The sequence below is a fragment of the Salimicrobium salexigens genome (genome assembly GCF_900156705.1).
Taxonomy (GTDB): domain Bacteria; phylum Bacillota; class Bacilli; order Bacillales; family Halobacillaceae; genus Salimicrobium; species Salimicrobium album.
The window spans coordinates 80858-99031 of the sequence record NZ_FTOK01000002.1; the positions used below are offsets into that span (position 1 = coordinate 80858).

16 protein-coding genes, 2 tRNA genes and 1 pseudogene are annotated in these 18174 nt (G+C 45.1%); 18 read left to right on the forward strand and 1 reads right to left on the reverse strand.

The features are described 5' to 3' along the window. Positions 1-20 precede the first annotated feature (20 nt). The 16 genes and pseudogenes from BW931_RS02615 to BW931_RS02695 all read left to right on the forward strand — a co-directional run bounded on the left by BW931_RS02615 (position 21) and on the right by BW931_RS02695 (position 15191). Positions 21-2165, forward strand: a complete 2145-nt coding sequence (locus BW931_RS02615; RefSeq protein WP_076569760.1) for a sensor histidine kinase — start codon at positions 21-23, stop codon at positions 2163-2165. Further along, positions 2162-2821, forward strand: coding sequence for a response regulator transcription factor (locus tag BW931_RS02620; RefSeq protein ID WP_076569762.1), 660 nt, complete (start codon positions 2162-2164; stop codon positions 2819-2821). The genes BW931_RS02615 and BW931_RS02620 overlap by 4 nt, the downstream gene beginning before the upstream one ends. A 138-nt stretch (positions 2822-2959) precedes the next feature. After that, complete coding sequence (locus tag BW931_RS02625; protein WP_234972563.1) at positions 2960-3397, forward strand: MarR family winged helix-turn-helix transcriptional regulator; 438 nt, start codon at positions 2960-2962, stop codon at positions 3395-3397. Positions 3398-3419: 22 nt separating this feature from the next. Then, positions 3420-4235 carry a glutamate racemase gene (gene racE, locus BW931_RS02630; RefSeq protein WP_076569764.1) on the forward strand — a complete coding sequence of 272 codons (816 nt, stop codon included), beginning with the start codon at positions 3420-3422 and terminating at the stop codon, positions 4233-4235. Positions 4236-4344: 109 nt separating this feature from the next. Continuing rightward, positions 4345-5109, forward strand: a complete 765-nt coding sequence (rph, locus tag BW931_RS02635) for a ribonuclease PH (protein WP_076569766.1) — start codon at positions 4345-4347, stop codon at positions 5107-5109. Beyond that, positions 5106-5702 carry an XTP/dITP diphosphatase gene (locus tag BW931_RS02640; protein ID WP_076569767.1) on the forward strand — a complete coding sequence of 199 codons (597 nt, stop codon included), beginning with the start codon at positions 5106-5108 and terminating at the stop codon, positions 5700-5702. Before rph ends, BW931_RS02640 begins: the two co-directional genes overlap by 4 nt. 3 nt (positions 5703-5705) lie before the next feature. Then, complete coding sequence (locus BW931_RS02645) at positions 5706-6236, forward strand: metallophosphoesterase family protein (RefSeq protein WP_076569769.1); 531 nt, start codon at positions 5706-5708, stop codon at positions 6234-6236. Positions 6237-6320: 84 nt separating this feature from the next. Further along, positions 6321-6394: transfer RNA gene (locus BW931_RS02650), tRNA-Gly, on the forward strand. A gap of 2 nt (positions 6395-6396) precedes the next feature. After that, a tRNA-Arg gene (locus tag BW931_RS02655) sits at positions 6397-6470 on the forward strand. 152 nt (positions 6471-6622) lie between these two features. After that, positions 6623-7048, forward strand: a pseudogene (locus tag BW931_RS02660) (glutamate synthase-related protein); the annotation flags it as partial. Positions 7049-7297: 249 nt separating this feature from the next. Then, positions 7298-8278 carry a hypothetical protein gene (locus BW931_RS02670; protein WP_076569772.1) on the forward strand — a complete coding sequence of 327 codons (981 nt, stop codon included), beginning with the start codon at positions 7298-7300 and terminating at the stop codon, positions 8276-8278. A gap of 130 nt (positions 8279-8408) precedes the next feature. Continuing rightward, the gene (gene tig, locus BW931_RS02675; RefSeq protein ID WP_076569773.1) at positions 8409-9695 is read left to right on the forward strand and encodes a trigger factor; all 1287 of its coding nucleotides are present in this window, start codon (positions 8409-8411) and stop codon (positions 9693-9695) included. 280 nt (positions 9696-9975) lie between these two features. Further along, a complete protein-coding gene (gene clpX, locus BW931_RS02680; protein WP_008588643.1) occupies positions 9976-11247 on the forward strand; it encodes an ATP-dependent protease ATP-binding subunit ClpX in 1272 nt (423 codons plus the stop codon). Positions 11248-11384: 137 nt separating this feature from the next. Next, positions 11385-13712: an endopeptidase La gene (gene lon / locus BW931_RS02685; RefSeq protein ID WP_008588644.1), complete on the forward strand. Its 2328-nt coding sequence runs from the start codon at positions 11385-11387 to the stop codon at positions 13710-13712. Beyond that, positions 13699-14286 carry a ribosome biogenesis GTP-binding protein YihA/YsxC gene (yihA, locus tag BW931_RS02690; RefSeq protein WP_008588645.1) on the forward strand — a complete coding sequence of 196 codons (588 nt, stop codon included), beginning with the start codon at positions 13699-13701 and terminating at the stop codon, positions 14284-14286. Before lon ends, yihA begins: the two co-directional genes overlap by 14 nt. 170 nt (positions 14287-14456) lie before the next feature. Then, the gene (locus tag BW931_RS02695; RefSeq protein WP_159435661.1) at positions 14457-15191 is read left to right on the forward strand and encodes an amino acid ABC transporter ATP-binding protein; all 735 of its coding nucleotides are present in this window, start codon (positions 14457-14459) and stop codon (positions 15189-15191) included. Positions 15192-15243: 52 nt separating this feature from the next. On the opposite strand, the gene BW931_RS02700 is transcribed toward BW931_RS02695, so the two are convergent. Then, positions 15244-15711: a hypothetical protein gene (locus BW931_RS02700; protein ID WP_008588647.1), complete on the reverse strand. Its 468-nt coding sequence runs from the start codon at positions 15709-15711 to the stop codon at positions 15244-15246. A gap of 239 nt (positions 15712-15950) precedes the next feature. Between BW931_RS02700 and hemA the strand changes: the two genes are divergently transcribed. Further along, the gene (hemA, locus tag BW931_RS02705; RefSeq protein ID WP_076569775.1) at positions 15951-17324 is read left to right on the forward strand and encodes a glutamyl-tRNA reductase; all 1374 of its coding nucleotides are present in this window, start codon (positions 15951-15953) and stop codon (positions 17322-17324) included. A 14-nt stretch (positions 17325-17338) separates the two neighbouring features. Continuing rightward, on the forward strand, positions 17339-18160 hold the full coding sequence (locus BW931_RS02710; protein ID WP_076569777.1) for a cytochrome C assembly family protein: 822 nt from the start codon (positions 17339-17341) through the stop codon (positions 18158-18160). Positions 18161-18174 lie beyond the last annotated feature (14 nt).

The following is an 18174-nucleotide window of genomic DNA, read 5'->3' on the forward strand; positions in this document are numbered from 1 at the left end:
ACTGGAAGGGAGGGGTCGGTGTGTGTAAACGGTGGATGTATTATATATTGGGTCTTGTGCTTTTGCTTGGTGTCACGTTGATGGTTTCCTCTATTTCCGGGGAATTGTATACTCTACCTGAAGAAAGGACAGGGGCGAAGCTCATTCTTTATTCGGCTGTTCCTTCGTCTTATTACTATGTCTTTTTCTTTGTAATCATTCCATCACTGTATTTCGTGACTACAGTAATGATCAGTGCATTCATTCATCGCCGTATCGCTGATACTTTTTCCATACGGCTGTTGATAGCTTTTCTTCTGACACTGGCGCTTGGTTACGTCAGCGCAGGCGGAGCAGTACAGGGACTCGCTTTCAGTACGTTGGTGAACTCCTCGGCATTTATCAGTGCCCCGGTTATATTCATACATTTTCTGTACAGGTACTTTGCAGAGATAAAAGTTTATTTTTTCACTAAAAGGATTTACCAGACAGGTTACGTGGTGCTTTCCGGATCGCTTATGATGGATGTTTACCGGTTTTTGAGCAGAGAGTCTCCTTTCTGGATAGACCAGATCCAGTATTTCGTACTTCTGACTTTTTATATATTCATCTTTATCGTAGTCTGCAGAGGAGCTTTCCGACTTCGGACTTCATCCTACCGGTCTTTCTTCGAGTACATAAGTTTCGGGGTGTCTCTTTCGTTCGCACCCTACCTGATTTTTTATCTCGTTCCTAAATTATTTACAGGTGTACCGATAATCGGAATCGAAATAGCTGTGTTTTTCCTTATAGCGCTCCCGATAACGTTTCTTTACTTATTATCGAAACAGAAGTTGATCGATATTAACTTTATTATCCGCAGGTTGAGGCATCACGCTTTTCTTTCTCTGCTGCCGAGTTTTCTTATAGCTATTATGGCAAATCTGATTGTAGACTGGACGTTTTCCCTTGAACCCTTTCTGCAGCTTTTGTTCGCAGGAGTAGTGGTGCTTACACTTATTATGACGTTTGCAGAGGTTATGGACTTCCGGATGCAGAGCGGACTGTTTTCCGACAGAGGTAATTTTCAGGAAAGTCTGCATAAGCTGATGAAGAATTTCAAAGATCAATACAGCGTAGGTGACTTGATGAATGAAGTGTGCCATGAGATTACGAAAACGCTGAAATTAACTTATACCAACGCATACTCCTATCACACGAAAGACGGCATGTTCTGTGTGAATGAGCCGATTCCTGAAAACCTGCTCCGGCATCTGAAAAACAGCATGCATAATAGAAAACTTACAGTAGGAGAAATAGTGGAGACGAGGAGAGGATTCGGTTTCGTAATAGCTGAGTCCCTTAACAAAGTAACCGTCATCTATAGTACGGGGAAACAGGATTTCACTTCTCTTAACCGGGAAGAAAGGAAATATCTTCAAATCATTTCCATGAACGCGAATATAGCCATTGAAAACATGAGTCACATCGAAGAATTGATGAAGCAGCTGCAGAAAGTGAAGAGTAAGAATACCGACCAGTACCCGGCCTGGCTGTCGAGGCTCCTTTTTCAAATAGCCGAGGATCAGCGGGAACAGCTGTCCATCGATATTCATGATACCGTGTTGCAGGAATTGCTATACCTGTATCGTCGTATGGATGAACTACATACAAACAGGGAGGAACTGCCGCTTACTTTGCGCACCGAGCTTTCCGTATATAAAGAACAATTGCTCGACAGTATACATCTGACCAGGGAGACGTGCAGTGAACTACGGCCGACCTTTTTGAAAGAAATCGGGCTCATACAGTCTCTGGACAGTCTCATTCAGCAATATCAGCTGCGTTCGAATTTCACCGTTTATTTTTGTGCAGAAGATTTTCATTCCGAACTCGATCAGGAGATGATCCTTACTACATATCGTATCGTACAGGAGCTGCTGGCGAATGCTGTGAAGCACAGTGAAGCGAAGCATGTACATCTTTATTTAGCCGGAAATGAAGAAGAGGTTACGTTGCGTTATGAAGATGATGGGGTGGGGATGGAAAATAAATACGAATGGAATGCCTTCACTCACATAGGACTATCCGGTATAGAACATCGGGTGAATGGACTCAGAGGATCTCTTCACATCAATACAGCTGAATACGAAGGTTTCAAAATGGAAGTTGGTTTTCCGCTGAAAGAGAAGGAGTGTAAAGAATGACGAACGTTTTGATCGTCGATGATCATCCTGCAGTAGGGATGGGAACGAAAGCCATGATCGAACAGAACAGTGAAATGAATGTGGACGTAGTGGAAAACCCCGGGGAAGTCGAGAATCTCGTTTTAAACAATGATTACGACGTTCTGCTGCTTGATTTATATATGCCGGGGATGAACGGTATTGAATTATCGAAACGTGTAAAACAGAAACGGCCCGATGTAACTGCCATCATCTATACAGGGTTCGACCTGAGTACACATTTTAATATGCTCGTAGAAGCGGAAGTGGAAGGGTTCGTCAGTAAAACGGCTTCGCAGGAACAACTGCTGACGGCTATAAGATGCGCTATGAGGGATGAGGTAGTGATTCCTCTTCATCTGTTCAGACAGCTGCGCCGTACGGAGGCGAGCGTGTCGCCGGTACGCATAAACAGAACGAAAGAAGAAGAAGCCCTTTTCCTTAATGAGAAGGAACAGTCGATTTTAAAAGAAGTATCCAACGGGTTCACGAATAAAACTATTGCGCAAAACCTTCACATGTCTCAGAGGAGTGTGGAATATACACTTACGGGAATTTTCAACAAGCTGGACGTGCGTTCCCGTACGGAGGCGCTTTATAAAGCTCAGGAACTCGGGCTGATCTCCAAAGCAAAATAATCCGTTCGCATTTCCCGTGGAGACTGCCGGTGTTTTTACTATTTGGGCAGGGGGGATGATACCTTTTGTCTTGATATTTTCACAGGAACCTTAGAGAATAGATAACATAGACTTTTGATTTTGTCAGGAGGAACCCACGTGTCCGATCAAATGATAGAAGATATGGAATTTTATTTGCGTTACGTAGCGGGAGGCGTAAAAGATAAGGGTAGAGAAATTCTGGAAAATCACGAAATAACTCCTCCTCAGTTCGTGGCGCTTCAGTGGGTTTCGGATGAGATGGGGATTACTATCGGAACTATATCCAGTAAAATGCATCTGGCCCACAGTACTACAACTGATATGATCGATCGTCTGGAAAAGCTCGGGGTCGTAGAACGAAAAAAAGATGAAACCGACCGAAGAGTGGTACGTGTGTACATATTGTCGGAAGGTGAGAAAGTCATACGGGAAGTGATTGATAAACGAAGAGCCTATCTCAAAGATTTGTTTCATGAAGTGGATGAAGAAGAACTGAAGGAGTTTCGCACCCTTATGAAGCGTGTATATGAAAAAATGAGTAAATTGACAAATTAAAGTGAAAAGAAGAGGGATCAGCATGGATCGACCAATTGGAGTTATCGACTCGGGAGTCGGTGGAATGACGGTAGTAAAAGAGCTTATGAGACAGTTGCCTAAGGAGTCCATCTATTACATAGGTGATACGAAACGCTGTCCATATGGCCCGCGACCGGCAGAGGAAGTCCGTACGTTCACATGGGAAATGGTGGAACATCTGAAAAGATATGAAATCAAAATGCTCGTAGTCGCCTGTAATACGGCTACTGCTTTTACGCTGGAGGAGCTTCGGGAAAAGCTCTCCATTCCGGTGCTTGGTGTAATTGAGCCGGGTGCCAGAGCAGCTATTTCGACGAGTGAGAATAAAAGAATCGGAGTCATCGGAACGGAAGGAACGATCAGCAGTGAATCCTACCCGCAGGCCCTGAAAGCGATCGATGCTTCCATCCGGGTGAACAGTCAGGCCTGTCCCGCCCTGGTGCCCCTGGTCGAACGCGGCGTGCTGGCAGGATATGAAGCCCATGCTATCGTCCGGACGGAACTTCAGCCTTTGAAAAACAAAAACGGTATCGACACTCTCATACTCGGCTGCACCCATTATCCTTTGATTAAAGGGGTGATCCAGCAGGAAATAGGAGGAGCCGTAAAAGTAATCAGCTCCGGAGAAGAGACGGCTCGTGAAGCCAGCCTCATTCTCTCTTATAATGATCTTTTGGTGCAGAGTGAACAGGAACCATCGTACCGGTTTTACACGACAGGGGATTTCGAAAAGTTCAAAATGATCGCAACGGAATGGTTTGAAGGACCACTTGATACATTTGAAGTGATTGAACTTGACCCGGTTTCCGTTTATTGAACATAAGAATTGGTGAGCCACTTTCAAAGTGGCTCTTTGTATGAATGAGAAGCTGTCCCTTTTGTGTTATGATTGGCAGGAAATAACGGTAACCCGAGGAGGAATTTTTATGCGTGCAGATGAAAGGAAAGTCAAAGACTTACGAGCTATTAAAATAGAAACGGACTATATCAAACATCCGGAAGGTTCCGTACTTATTGAATTCGGTGATACGAAAGTGATCTGTAATGCAAGCATCGAAGACAGAGTACCTCCGTTCCTGAGAGGTCAGGGTAAGGGATGGATTACCGCCGAGTACGCGATGCTTCCCCGCGCTACACAAACCCGTAACATACGTGAATCTTCGAAAGGGAAGGTATCCGGCCGGACGATGGAAATCCAAAGACTGATAGGAAGATCCCTGCGTTCTGTGATTGATTTGGGAGCGATCGGGGAAAGAACGATATGGGTGGACTGTGATGTCATTCAGGCGGATGGCGGCACGAGAACCGCGTCCATTACCGGTGCATACATTGCTGTTGTACATGCGTTGGGAACGCTTCTGGAAAAAGGGAAAATCAAGGAATTGCCTGTACAGGACTATTTGGCGGCGATATCTGTAGGCGTACTGGACGGCGAAGAAATCGTAGATCTCTGTTATGAGGAAGACAGCAATGCTGAAGTTGATATGAACGTTGTTATGACAGGTGATGGAGAGTTTGTTGAAATTCAGGGGACGGGCGAGGAAGCTACGTTTTCCATGAAACAGCTGACTACGATGCTTGAGTTGGCTTCAGAAGCCGTATCGGAACTGATGCTTCGTCAGAAAGAAGCCATCGGCACGTGGGCGAGTGCTATCGAAAACTACAAAGAAAGGGAGGAGGACGGACAGTGAAAGAAGTGATTATAGCTACATCCAACCAGGGGAAAGTAAAAGAGTTTGAGCAGATGTTTTCCGAATATGAAATTTCGGTGAAATCGCTGAAGGACTTCGAAGAACAGATAGACGTGGAAGAAACCGGAAAAACATTCGAAGAGAATGCCCTTTTAAAAGCGGAAACGATTTCCGAGCGATGGAATGTACCGGTCATCGCCGATGATTCGGGTCTTCAGGTCGATATTCTGGATGGCAGACCGGGCATCTACTCTGCGAGGTACGCCGGAGAGGATAAAAATGATAAGAAGAACTCCGAAAAGCTGCTGAAAGAACTTGGAGAGACGACGGTCAAAGACAGGACGGCGCGTTTTGTCTGTGTCATTGCAGTAGCAGTACCCGGAGAAGAATCTTTCACGAAACGTGGTACGTGTGAAGGGGCTATTGCTCTTCAACCGAGAGGTGAACACGGTTTCGGCTACGATCCTATTTTCATACCGGAGGGGTACAAGAAAACGATGGCCCAGCTGACTGCCGAAGAGAAGAACAGCATAAGTCACCGTCACCATGCTCTTTTGAAAATTGAAGAGTGGCTGAAGGAGAAAGGGGACTAATTCATGCCGAAAGCTTTAATAATCAGCGACAGTCACGGACTCACCGAAGAACTGCAGGAAGTGAAGGATCGCCACTCACAGGAAGTGGATGCTTTTATCCACTGTGGAGATTCCGAACTTGCGACGGATGCTTCGGAGCTTGAAGGTTTTCATTACGCAAAAGGAAATTGTGACTTCGAAGAGGATATGGAAAATGAACAGATTGTAGACGTCAAAGGAGTCCGGTTTCTAGTCGCTCACGGGCATCTGCTTCAGGTGAAACAGTCTCTGATGCCTATATATTACAGAGCCGAGGAAGCAGGGGCCGATGTTGCCTGTTTCGGACATTCTCATACGATAGGTGCGGAGAAGGTGGGAGACAAACTGATTATGAATCCGGGAAGTTCCCGGCTGCCGAGAGACCGTAGTGAACCGACGTATGCGATTATTGAGTGGGAAGACAGCTCGAAAGAAATAACGGTTACGTATTATCATATGGACGGGAATAAACTGGAAGATTTAGAAGTGCAATTTGACTTGAGTAGCAGGAATTAATTTTTTCCTGCTACCATTGACTTTTTACTGTGAAGCAAGTATACTTTTTCATGTCGTCGCAATACATATAACAATTTCATAAACGCGGGTGTAGTTTAGTGGTAAAACCTCAGCCTTCCAAGCTGATGATGGGAGTTCGATTCTCCTCACCCGCTCCATTGTCCCAGTAGCTCAGTTGGATAGAGCAACAGCCTTCTAAGCTGTGGGTCGCAGGTTCGAATCCTGCCTGGGACATTACCTGCAAAAGCTGCATTCCTTATCTTGTGAGGAATGCAGCTTTTTATTTATTTGCAGGAAAGGCTCGTGGCAGAGTTGTCTGATTATTGAGTTGACTTTCCAATCGGACGTTGGATAGAATAATTCTAAAGAATCAATTTATTTCGGCTTTTTCAGCTATCCCTATGGTGGATGAGATACTGAAAAAATACGGTATACGTGGACGTACTAAGATTATTGCCTCGGGCAAATTACTCACTCCTGATAAAATTGCAATGGCGCTGGCGCTCGGAGCGGATTTGATCAATATTGCACGCGGGTTCATGATGAGTGTCGGTTGTATCATGTCGCAGGTCTGTCATAAAAACACCTGTCCGGTAGGAGTCGCAACGACCGACGCTGAATTACAGCAGGCCCTCGTTATCGAAGAAAAAAATTACCGAGTTACCAACTATCTGATTGCCTTGCGCCAGGGTTTATTCGATTTAGCGGCTGTAGCCGGGCTGGATTCTCCGACAAAATTCAAAAGAGAACATATCGTTTATCACTCTGACTTTCGTAAAGTAATTAATGAGGAAGATGGCTCGGGCGGGTAATTGAATGGTATCGTACTCGAGAAAAAGCTTGACCGGGATTTTGCCTTAATTATAGAAATGAAGTGGAAAGGCGGTTTGAGGAGATTACGTATTAAACTCTTCGGTTATCAGTTCGAAGAGTTTTATTTTTGCCTCTTCAAGGAAATATTCACAGGTAATCAGGGGAATTCAAGCGGATTTCTTCTTTTGAAATACATGTTTGATATAATGAATAAAGTACATACTTAAAACGGTTAGGAAGGGTGCGTTATGGAAAACAGCAAAGGAGAAATTGTTCTTTTTCCGAAATGGAGGGAGAAGCTGCGTGAGAAAGGACTGGAAGCGGTCCGCCATCAGCAGTACGAAGAAGCTATCGAATCACTGGAACCTCTGTTCCATTACCGCGAAGCTGACGATGAAGTGATTACCGGTCTGTTAATCTCATGGGTAGGCACGGGAGAATACGTGCAGGCGGAAGAAATTTGCCTGAATCGCATGAAGGTCAGTGAATCCGCTTATTTTCAATATCTACATATTTATATAACAATTCTATTCCACGAGGGAAAATACGGGGAATTGATGACGCTGGTGGAAGAAGTGCTTGAACAGGAGGACCTCCCTGGTGAAGTAAGGACACAGCTGTGGCAGATGTATAACGTAAGTAAAGATATCGAAGATTCCCATCAAAAAGAAGAACAAGAGTATTTGATGGAGGAATGGCAGGAAGCTATAAACGGGCAGCAAATAGAAAAACAGTATAGTATTCTTATGAAATTGAAAAGCTTCGATCCGGCACCCTCGATGGAGACATTCCGTGGATATTTGACGGATGAAGAAACACATCCGGTAATAAAAACAGCCATTATACTATGGTTCCAGTCGCACGGGGTGGAAGAGAGCACATCTATACATAAATTTGGTAAAACCATATCCATCGTCCCTGTCGAAATAGGTTCCCCTTCCACACACTACATAGTAAAGCATTTAGAGTTACGTCTTACTCATATTGAGCAGGAACATCCGATAATGTACGATATCATCGTAACGATGCTTCATCGTTACATTTATATCCGGTACCCTTTCCTTCCTACGGAAAATGAAGTGACTTACATAATAGAAGCATTGAAAATGCTCGGGAATGAGTATTTGCAATTAGAAGAAACACCTATTAGAATGGGACCGGAAACTGAATCCTATAAGAAGGATATTGAAGTCGCAAATCAACAATACAGGGCGATTACAGGAGAATAAGCATAATAACCCCTCTATTGTTGAAAGAGAACAGCATTATGTTATAATATAGTGGTTGTAAATTAGATTCGTGCACATGTCTGTAACAGATCCATGTAAAAATGAAAATATGACGTTGGAGGGACTTTTTATGTCAGCAAATTGGGAAAAGAAAGAAGGAAATCAGGGGACCCTTACAGTAGAGGTATCACCTGAAGAATTCGATAAAGCGCTCGATCAGGCGTTTAACAAAGTAGTGAAAGAAGTGCAGGTACCTGGATTCCGTAAAGGAAAAGTACCGCGTAAAATCTTCGAAGGCCGTTTCGGTGTTGAATCTCTTTATCAGGATGCACTTGATATCATTCTTCCACAGGCTTATTCAGATGCTGTACAGGAAACGGGCATTGAGCCGGTAGACCAGCCTGAAGTGGATGTGGAACAGATTGAGAAAGGCGAACCGCTTATTTTCAAAGCGGATGTTACAGTTAAGCCTGAAGTAGAACTCGGCGAATACAAAGGTCTTGAAGTAGAAGAGGCAGATACTGAAGTAACCGATGAAGACGTAGAGGAAGAACTTAAGCGTCAACAGGAAAACCAGGCTGAGCTCGTAGTTAAAGAAGAAGGCGAAATCGAAGAAGGCGACACAGTTGCTATGGACTTCGAAGGTTTCGTTGACGGGGAAGCTTTTGAAGGCGGCCAGGCCGAAAACTATTCTCTTGAAATAGGCTCCGGTACGTTCATTCCAGGTTTTGAAGAACAGCTCGTCGGTAAAAAAGCTGGAGAAGAGCCTGATGTGAACATCACGTTCCCGGAAGATTACCACGCTGAAGAGCTGGCCGGAAAAGAAGCGACATTCAAAGTTAAAATTCACGAAGTGAAAGCCAAGGAACTTCCTGAACTTGATGATGAATTCGCTAAAGATGTAGACGAAGACGTTGAGTCTATGGATGAACTGAAGAAAAAGACCCGCGAAAACCTGGAACAGCAGAAACAGCAGGATGCTGAGAACCAGAAACGCGAATCACTCGTCAACCAGGCGAGCGACAATGCTTCCGTGGAAATTCCACAGGCCATGGTCGACTCCGAGCTGGATCGTATGGTAAGCGAATTCGAACAGCGTCTGCAAATGCAGGGAATGACGAAGGAAATGTACTTCCAGTTCACCGGTCAGGACGACAACCAGCTTCGTGAGCAGATGAAAGAAGATGCTGAAAAGCGCGTGAAGACGAACATGACGCTTGAGGCGATTGCTCAGACTGAAAACGTCGAAGTAACCGAAGAAGACGTAAATAAGGAACTTGAAAATATGTCCGCTATGTATCAGACGGACGTTGAGAATCTGAAGCAGATGCTTGGAGGAAACACAGACATGGTCAAAGATGATCTGAAAATCCAAAAAGCGATTGAAGTACTTGAGCAGAACAGCAAAACAGTATAATGAATGATAACGGAAACAAGGCGAGGAAGATCCCCGCCTTGTTTTCTCATATTATTTGCAATTTGTCATTAATAAGTCATATCATTAAGACAGTCAATCGTATCTATACATAATAAGAATTACTCAGCGTTTGACCTGCATGTACAGTCTCTGCATAATATTATGTGATGTTGTCAGCAGGAAGGGCAGCCTTTTACTTTTTAAATATCGATTTATTTGGTATGATAAGCGAAAGATAGTGCGGGTTAGCCTTGGCATCATTTTGGAAAGGGTGAAAGTAATGTTTAAATTTAATGAAGAAAAAGGGCAGCTCAAGTGCTCGTTTTGCGGTAAAAGCCAGGATCAGGTACGAAAGCTTGTAGCAGGTCCGGGTGTATATATTTGTGATGAGTGTATTGAACTGTGTACAGAGATAGTCGAAGAAGAACTGGGTAATGAAGAAGAAACGGAATTCAAAGAAGTTCCGAAACCTGAAGAGATCCACAATATCCTGGGCGATTACGTCATTGGTCAGGAGCAGGCGAAGAAGAACTTATCCGTTGCGGTTTATAACCACTACAAACGTGTGAATACGACAACTGCGAAGAATGATGAAGTGGAGCTTGCGAAGAGTAACATTCTTATGCTTGGGCCTACTGGTAGCGGGAAGACGTTGTTGGCTCAGACACTGGCCCGTATTCTCAATGTACCGTTTGCCATTGCCGATGCAACTTCCCTTACGGAAGCCGGGTACGTTGGCGAGGACGTAGAGAATATTATCCTTAAACTGATTCAGGCAGCAGATTATGATGTAGAGAAAGCCGAAAAAGGTATTATCTATATTGATGAGATCGATAAAGTCGCCCGTAAGTCCGAGAACCCGTCCATCACACGCGATGTTTCCGGAGAAGGTGTGCAACAGGCCCTTCTGAAAATTCTCGAAGGAACTCAGGCGAGCGTGCCTCCGCAAGGGGGACGTAAGCATCCTCATCAGGAATTTATCCAGATTGATACTACGAATATCCTGTTTATCGTTGGCGGTGCATTCGATGGTATCGATCAGATCATTAAACGTCGTCTCGGACGAAAAGTGATCGGTTTTGGGTCCGAACAGGCGCAGCCGGATTCCGAGAAACAGGAACTGCTTACGAAAGTACTTCCTGAAGACCTGCTGAGTTACGGACTTATTCCGGAATTCATAGGTCGTCTTCCGGTGATTGGAAGCCTTGAGCAGCTCGATGAAGATGCGCTTGTAGAAATCCTCACTCAGCCGAAAAACGCTCTCGTGAAACAGTATCAGAAACTCCTTCAGATCGATGATGTCGAACTTGAATTTGAAGAAGATGCTCTTCGCGAAATTTCCAGATTAGCTATCGAACGGAAAACAGGTGCGCGTGGACTGCGGTCTATCATTGAAGGGATCATGCTCGATGTAATGTTCGACCTGCCTTCAAGGGATGATATCGAGAAATGTGTCATCACGAAAGAAACGGTGAAAATGGAAGGTGGCCGTCCTCGTCTTATATTGACCGATGGTACGGTGGAAGAACCGAAAAGTCCAAAAAGCGCCTGAGCACTTCAGGCGGAATAAAGCTTAGCCGCGCTAGTTTAAGCGCGGCTTCTCTTTTCTGTTTTTTTGATTTGTATTCTTTCTTTACATAATTCTTCCGGACAAATATGGAATGAAAATAATATCAGGAGGTGTAACGAATGACTGAAAGTAAAACATACCCTCTACTTCCGCTGAGAGGATTGCTCGTCTATCCTTCAATGGTGCTTCACCTGGATGTCGGTCGTGAGAAATCAGTGAAAGCTTTAGAAGAAGCTATGATCGATGACAGTCACGTTATGTTGATTGCACAAAAAGAAACAAGCGTGGATGAGCCTGAAAGTGACGACCTTTACGAGGTAGGTACAGTAGCTTTCGTGAAACAGATGGTGAAACTGCCGAATGGTACGCACCGCGTCCTCGTCGAAGGCGTGGAGCGGGCAAAAGTAAAAGAAATAAAGGAAAAAGAAGAACATTTCGAAACGACCGTCACTGCGTTACAGGAAGTGCAGGGGGATCGGAATGAAGAAGAAGCTTTGACACGTACGCTCATGGAACAATTCGAACAGTACGTAAAAATATCGAAAAAAGTAACGAAAGAAACTTACGACACTTTGGCCGATATCGATGACCCTTCCCATCTTGCCGATATGGTAGCGTCTCACCTTCCGATTAAAATCAAGGAAAAGCAGGGAGTTCTTGAAACTTCAGAAGTAAAAGAGAGACTGAAACGTGTCATTGACATTATAGGAAACGAACGTGAAGTTCTGCAGATAGAACAGAAAATCGGACAGCGTGTAAAAAAATCGATGGAAAATACCCAAAAAGAGTATTACCTTCGGGAACAGATGAAAGCTATCCAGAACGAACTGGGCGATAAAGATGGAAAGTCCGGGGAAGTTGCGGAGCTGAAAGAAAAAATTGAAAATGCAAATATGCCTGAGCGGATTGAACTGGTAGCTCTTAAAGAGCTGGGGAGGTACGAAAAAGTTCCTCAAAGTTCAGCCGAGAGCTCCGTCATACGTAATTATATTGAGTGGCTCGTCGTACTGCCCTGGACGACCGAAACGGAAGATAATCTGGATGTGCCGCACGCGGAAGAGATTCTCGAGGAGGACCATTACGGTCTTGATAAAGTAAAAGAACGTATATTGGAGTATTTGGCCGTGCAACAGCTGACCCAATCCATTAAAGGACCGATTCTTTGTCTCGTCGGTCCCCCGGGCGTCGGGAAAACGTCTCTCGCAAAGTCCATAGCGCGGGCGATCAACCGTAAATTCGTAAGGATATCTGTCGGCGGTATAAGAGATGAGGCTGAGGTTCGTGGACACCGGCGTACTTATATTGGAGCTATGCCGGGGAGAATTATTCAGGGTATGAAACGTGCAGAGACTGTCAACCCGGTCTTCCTGCTGGATGAGATAGATAAAATGGCCAGTGATTTCCGGGGCGACCCGTCTTCTGCGATGCTTGAAGTTCTCGATCCTGAACAGAACGCAACGTTCAGTGACCACTATATTGAAGAAGATTATGATCTTTCGAACGTTCTGTTCGTAGCTACAGCCAATACAATGTCCACAATCCCCGGTCCGCTCATGGACAGGATGGAAGTGATTCAGATTGCTGGATATACCGAGGTCGAAAAACTTCACATTGCAAAAGAACATCTTTTAGGTAAACAGATTACAGAGAACGGGCTGACGAGGAATCAGCTTCAGTTCCGGGATGACGCTCTTATGAAACTTATCAGACGTTATACACGGGAAGCGGGTGTGCGCGGACTTGAACGTGAAATCGCCAACGTCTGCCGGAAAGCTGCTAAAATAATCGTTTCCGGAGAGAAGAAGCGGGTAATTGTTACGGAGAAAATGATAGAAGAACTCATCGGCCGCCCTAAATTCCGGTATGGTCAGGCAGAACTTGAAGATCAGGTAGGGGCAGCCACCGGCCTTGCCTATACAGCAGCCGGCGGTGATACGTTGTCCATTGAAGTTTCCGTCTCCCCGGGTAAAGGCAATCTCACACTTACCGGGAAATTAGGTGACGTGATGAAAGAGTCGGCCCAGGCCGCTTTCAGCTATATTCGCACCAGGGCGGATGAGCTGAATATCTCTTCCGACTTCGTAGAGAAAAATGATATCCACATTCACGTGCCGGAAGGAGCCACGCCTAAAGATGGTCCTTCAGCAGGTATCACGATGGCTACTGCTCTCGTCTCCGCACTTACAGGTCGTGCTGTGTCGAAAGAGGTGGGGATGACCGGGGAGATTACACTGAGAGGCCGCGTCCTTCCTATCGGCGGGCTGAAACAGAAAGCTCTCAGTGCTCATCGGGCCGGACTGACAAGGATAATTATCCCCTTTGAAAACAAAAAGGATTTAGACGACATCCCGGAAAGTGTCCGGAACGATTTGACATTCATTCCTGTGAAGCATCTTGATGAGGTGCTCGAGCAGGCATTGACGGGTGAGAAAAATGAGAGTAAATGAAGCGGAAATAGTTATCAGTGCTGTAAGTAAGACCCAGTATCCGAGCGATCCGATTCCGGAGATTGCGCTTGCGGGGCGTTCCAACGTAGGGAAATCATCGTTCATCAATACGATGATCCAGCGTAAAAATCTGGCCCGCACTTCAGGGAAGCCGGGGAAGACGCAGACGCTCAATTTCTACATCATCAATAAATCTTTTCACTTCGTGGATGTACCCGGGTACGGGTATGCGAAAGTCTCCAAAGCGGAAAGAACACGCTGGGGAAAGATGATGGATGAATATTTCGGGGAACGGGAACAGCTCGTTTCGGCAGTTCTTGTCGTGGACTTACGGCATGAACCGACCGATGAAGACTGTATGATGTACGATTATTTTAAATATCACGACCTTCCGGTAACGATTATCGCTACGAAAATGGATAAGGTTAAGAAAGGGAAGCGCCCGGCTCAGAAGAAGCTTATACGTGAGGTGCTGGAAGTTGATGAAAAGGATCCGCTCATCCTTTTCTCTGCGGAAACCTCCGAAGGTAAAGATGAAGCCTGGAAGTCCCTGCGCTCCCATCTGAAAATGTAGAAGACCGGTGGTCAGAGAAAAACACTGATATTACAGAACCAGGGAGGCCCGTTCGATTCGCAGAATCGTTCGGGCCTTTCTTACTTATTGGCTGGTGAAGGTGAGCTCTTTCCTTTTCAGGCGTTCCGTGATATTTTTAGTGAAAACCGTTAATGCTGGGAGAGGTGAAAATGAACAAAGTTATTGATGTACAGGCTTTGAATAAGTCATTTGGAGAACTGCAAGTACTGAAAGATATTCATTTCAACGTGAAGGAAGGGGAAGTTGTCGTAATTATCGGAGCAAGCGGTTCCGGTAAAAGTACATTACTGCGCTGTCTGAATTTTTTGGAGATGAAAGACAGTGGAGAAATTTCACTTCACGGAAAGCGTGTGGACGAACGGAAGGACAAGCTGAACGAAATCAGGCAGAACATAGGGATGGTCTTCCAGCAGTTCAATCTGTTCCCTCATAAAACGGTTCTTGAGAACGTGATGGAAGCTCCTCTTCAGGTTAGGAAAATGGAAAAAGATAAGGCAGCACATAAAGCCCGCGAGCTGCTTAATAAGGTGGGACTCAGCGACAAGGAGGATGTCTTCCCGAACCGTCTCTCCGGGGGGCAGAAGCAGCGTGTAGCTATAGCCAGGGCATTAGCTATGAACCCTTTGATTATGCTTTTCGATGAACCTACTTCGGCTCTTGACCCGGAACTGATCGGGGAAGTTCTGCAAACGATGAAGGATCTTGCCAAGGAGGGGATGACGATGGTTGCCGTAACGCACGAGATGCGTTTTGCCAGAGAAGCAGCGGACAGAGTCGTCTATATGCATGACGGCCGTATCGTGGAGGAAGGGACGCCGGAGGAGATATTCGAGCATCCGCAAAACGACAGGACGAAACAGTTTCTTCAGTCTATATACGTCTAAAAGTTCAAAGACAGAAGCCGCGATCCCGGGAAACAGGAACCGTGGCTTCTGTTTATTTCTGTTTGTAAAAGTAATATCCCCCGAGCAGCAGGAAAAGGATACTGAAGTACATTTTTATGTATGTCACTACAGGCGGCACCCAGAAAAAAAGCGACTCGATGGCTGGAACGAGGAGAATGCCGAGTCCGACAGCAAGAGGCAGCAACCCGATTTTCACTTTTCTGCTCAACATAAGTGCAATACCGATATAAACGATGTACATACTCCAATGCTCAGGCCACACAGCTATATTCGTTTCGGCGAAAAGCTGCCACAGGATAAGCAGGACCATGGCCTGGAAAAACAGCAGCGGCGTCTCCCGTACGCGTCTGGCGTGAATGAAAAGAGCGACTGTCAGGAAGGCGAACAGGGACACACCTCCAAACGGAGTGCCGATAAAAGGGATAGGAAACTGTTTAAAGAGAAAGAAAACGCCGATAGCTGTTAAAACCATTGCAATCAGAAAGTAGTATTTTTTCATAAACGAAAGAACCTCCGGGATGTAATTTTCTTGTGGAATGAACAAGCTTTTGATATATTATTAATAGCTCTTATTTAAATTAATTCTAATCTGGTAAAGAATTTTTAGAATCTTTCTTATATCGTATCATAAGACTTTCATATTCTGTCCATAAGTTATTCTAACAGAGGTAAAAATTCATGTTACAATGGTAAATATGAGTTGTGATAAGGTACGGACACATGATGGGGGTATATGTCATGCATATTTTAGCTGTAAGTATTAATTACCGAACCGCCCCTCTTGCTATCAGGGAGAAGCTCGCGTTTTCCGAAGCTGATCATGCAGAAGCGATGAAAACTTTAAATGCTCAGAAAAGCATTATGGAAAACGTGATATTGTCCACGTGCAACCGCACAGAACTGTACGTAGTGGCGGATCAGATACATACTGGCCGTTACTACATTAAAGATTTTCTGGAAAAGTGGTTCAATATTGAAAAGCAGGAGTTTTCGCCTCACTTGATTGTATATGAAGCGGACGGGGCAATCGAACATCTGATGAGAGTCTCGGCAGGACTCGATTCTATGGTTCTGGGAGAAACGCAGATTCTCGGCCAGGTGAAACAGGCGTTTCAACTTTCTCAAGGCTCAGGCACGACCGGTACAGTTTTCAATCAGCTGTTCAAGCAGGCAGTCACTGTAGCGAAGAAAGGCCATAAGGAAACAGCGATCGGAGAGAACGCCGCATCTGTAAGTTACGCTGCGGTGGAGCTTTCCAAAAAAGTGTTCGGAGAGTTGAAAGATAAACACATCGCTATCATCGGTGCCGGTAAAATGGGAGAACTGGCAGCCAAGAACCTTTTCGGTTTTGGCGTCGGTAAGGTGACAGTACTTAACCGGACATTGCAAAAAGCCGAAGCAGTAGCTTCTCAGTTCTCCGGAGAGGCTACTACTCTGGAGGACCGTGAGCGAATTCTTGAAGAGGCGGATATCGTCATCAGCTCTACGGGGTCTGATGAATACGTCATTACGAAAGATATGGTTGCACGGGCTCACAGAAAGAGAAAAGGGAATCCTTTGTTCTTCGTCGATATCGCTGTACCGAGAGATCTTGATCCAGGTATCGCCGGTCTTGAAGGCATGTTTCTTTATGACATTGACGACTTGCAGGGAATCGTGGACGAAAACCTTTCGGAGCGGAAGAAAGCGGCAGAAGAGATCGAGCTTATGATTGAAGCCGAAATCGTTGAATTCAATGAATGGCTGCGGACGCTTGGAGTGGTTCCGGTCATTTCTGCGCTGCGTCAGAAAGCTCTCGGCATTCAGGCGGAAACGATGGAAAGTATCGAGAGGAAGCTGCCTGAACTGAGCGCCCGCGAAAGGAAAGTACTGAACAAACACACGAAAAGCATTGTGAACCAGATGCTGAAAGAACCGATTACCCAGGCAAAAGAACTCGCCAATGAACCTGGTGCAGAAGAATCGCTGCAGCTGCTCACTCAAATCTTCGGCATTGAAGAAGAAGTGCAGGAACAGGTGAAAATTCAGGAACAAAAAAATAACCACGCTGTTAAGGTCGATGATAAAGGGATATTGACGTTCCCTGCGTTACAGAACATGACTCAGGCTTAAAAGGTGGACAACCTATGGTACTTGACCTTAAGTGGATTTACGAAATCATCATTTTATTTTATGGTCTCAGCCTTACCGGCTATTTTATAGATTTCATCCAGGGGGACCGGAGAGCGAACAAGATCGCTTTCTGGTTACTCGGGGTAGTCTGGACGCTGCAAACGGTTTTTCTTTTATCCCAAATCTTCATAAAAGACGATTTTCCCGTCACGACCGTTTATGACGGTCTTTATTTTTATGCCTGGATCCTTGTAACTTTCTCTCTGGTTCTGAACCGGCTGTTTCGGGTGGATTTCATTATTTTCTTCACGAACGTCATCGGTTTTTCGGTGATGATCATTCATCTGATGACCCGGGCCCAGAGAGATATGGGGGAAGGCGGGGTGGAACTTGTAAACGAAATGCTGGTAGTACATGTGACGCTGGCGATTATCTCTTACGGGTTTTTCACCCTCTCTTTCATATTTTCAGTGCTTTACCTGTTACAATATCGCTGGCTGAAAAGTAAAAAGTGGCGGAACCGTCTCGCAAGGCTCGGGGATTTGGCTAAACTGGAACGATTATCTTACTTGTTCATCGTTCTTGCGGTACCCGTCCTGCTGATAGCGATTGTGCTCGGGGTCGTCTGGGGTTACATTTCCGAGGACGTATTCTACTGGATGGACTTTAAAACGGTAGGTTCGATCATAGTTGTATTCGTCTATATGATCTGGCTGTTTCTGAAGGTTGTGCGGGGATTTCAGGGAAGGCTCATTTCAACCTATAATATAGGTGCCTTTCTTCTCCTGCTCATCAACTTCTTTCTGTTCAGTTCATTATCAAACTTTCATTTTTAATTACTAGGAGGAAC

Bases quoted from the DNA above. Each gene is read 5' to 3' on its own strand.
- BW931_RS02620 (WP_076569762.1), top strand. From the start codon at position 2,162: ATGACGAACGTTTTGATCGTCGATGATCATCCTGCAGTAGGGATGGGA.
- racE (WP_076569764.1), top strand. From the start codon at position 3,420: ATGGATCGACCAATTGGAGTTATCGACTCGGGAGTCGGTGGAATGACG.
- rph (WP_076569766.1), top strand. From the start codon at position 4,345: ATGCGTGCAGATGAAAGGAAAGTCAAAGACTTACGAGCTATTAAAATA.
- BW931_RS02645 (WP_076569769.1), top strand. From the start codon at position 5,706: ATGCCGAAAGCTTTAATAATCAGCGACAGTCACGGACTCACCGAAGAA.
- BW931_RS02670 (WP_076569772.1), top strand. From the start codon at position 7,298: ATGGAAAACAGCAAAGGAGAAATTGTTCTTTTTCCGAAATGGAGGGAG.
- tig (WP_076569773.1), top strand. From the start codon at position 8,409: ATGTCAGCAAATTGGGAAAAGAAAGAAGGAAATCAGGGGACCCTTACA.
- clpX (WP_008588643.1), top strand. From the start codon at position 9,976: ATGTTTAAATTTAATGAAGAAAAAGGGCAGCTCAAGTGCTCGTTTTGC.
- lon (WP_008588644.1), top strand. From the start codon at position 11,385: ATGACTGAAAGTAAAACATACCCTCTACTTCCGCTGAGAGGATTGCTC.
- yihA (WP_008588645.1), top strand. From the start codon at position 13,699: ATGAGAGTAAATGAAGCGGAAATAGTTATCAGTGCTGTAAGTAAGACC.
- BW931_RS02695 (WP_159435661.1), top strand. From the start codon at position 14,457: ATGAACAAAGTTATTGATGTACAGGCTTTGAATAAGTCATTTGGAGAA.
- BW931_RS02700 (WP_008588647.1), bottom strand. From the start codon at position 15,711: ATGAAAAAATACTACTTTCTGATTGCAATGGTTTTAACAGCTATCGGC.
- hemA (WP_076569775.1), top strand. From the start codon at position 15,951: ATGCATATTTTAGCTGTAAGTATTAATTACCGAACCGCCCCTCTTGCT.
- BW931_RS02710 (WP_076569777.1), top strand. From the start codon at position 17,339: ATGGTACTTGACCTTAAGTGGATTTACGAAATCATCATTTTATTTTAT.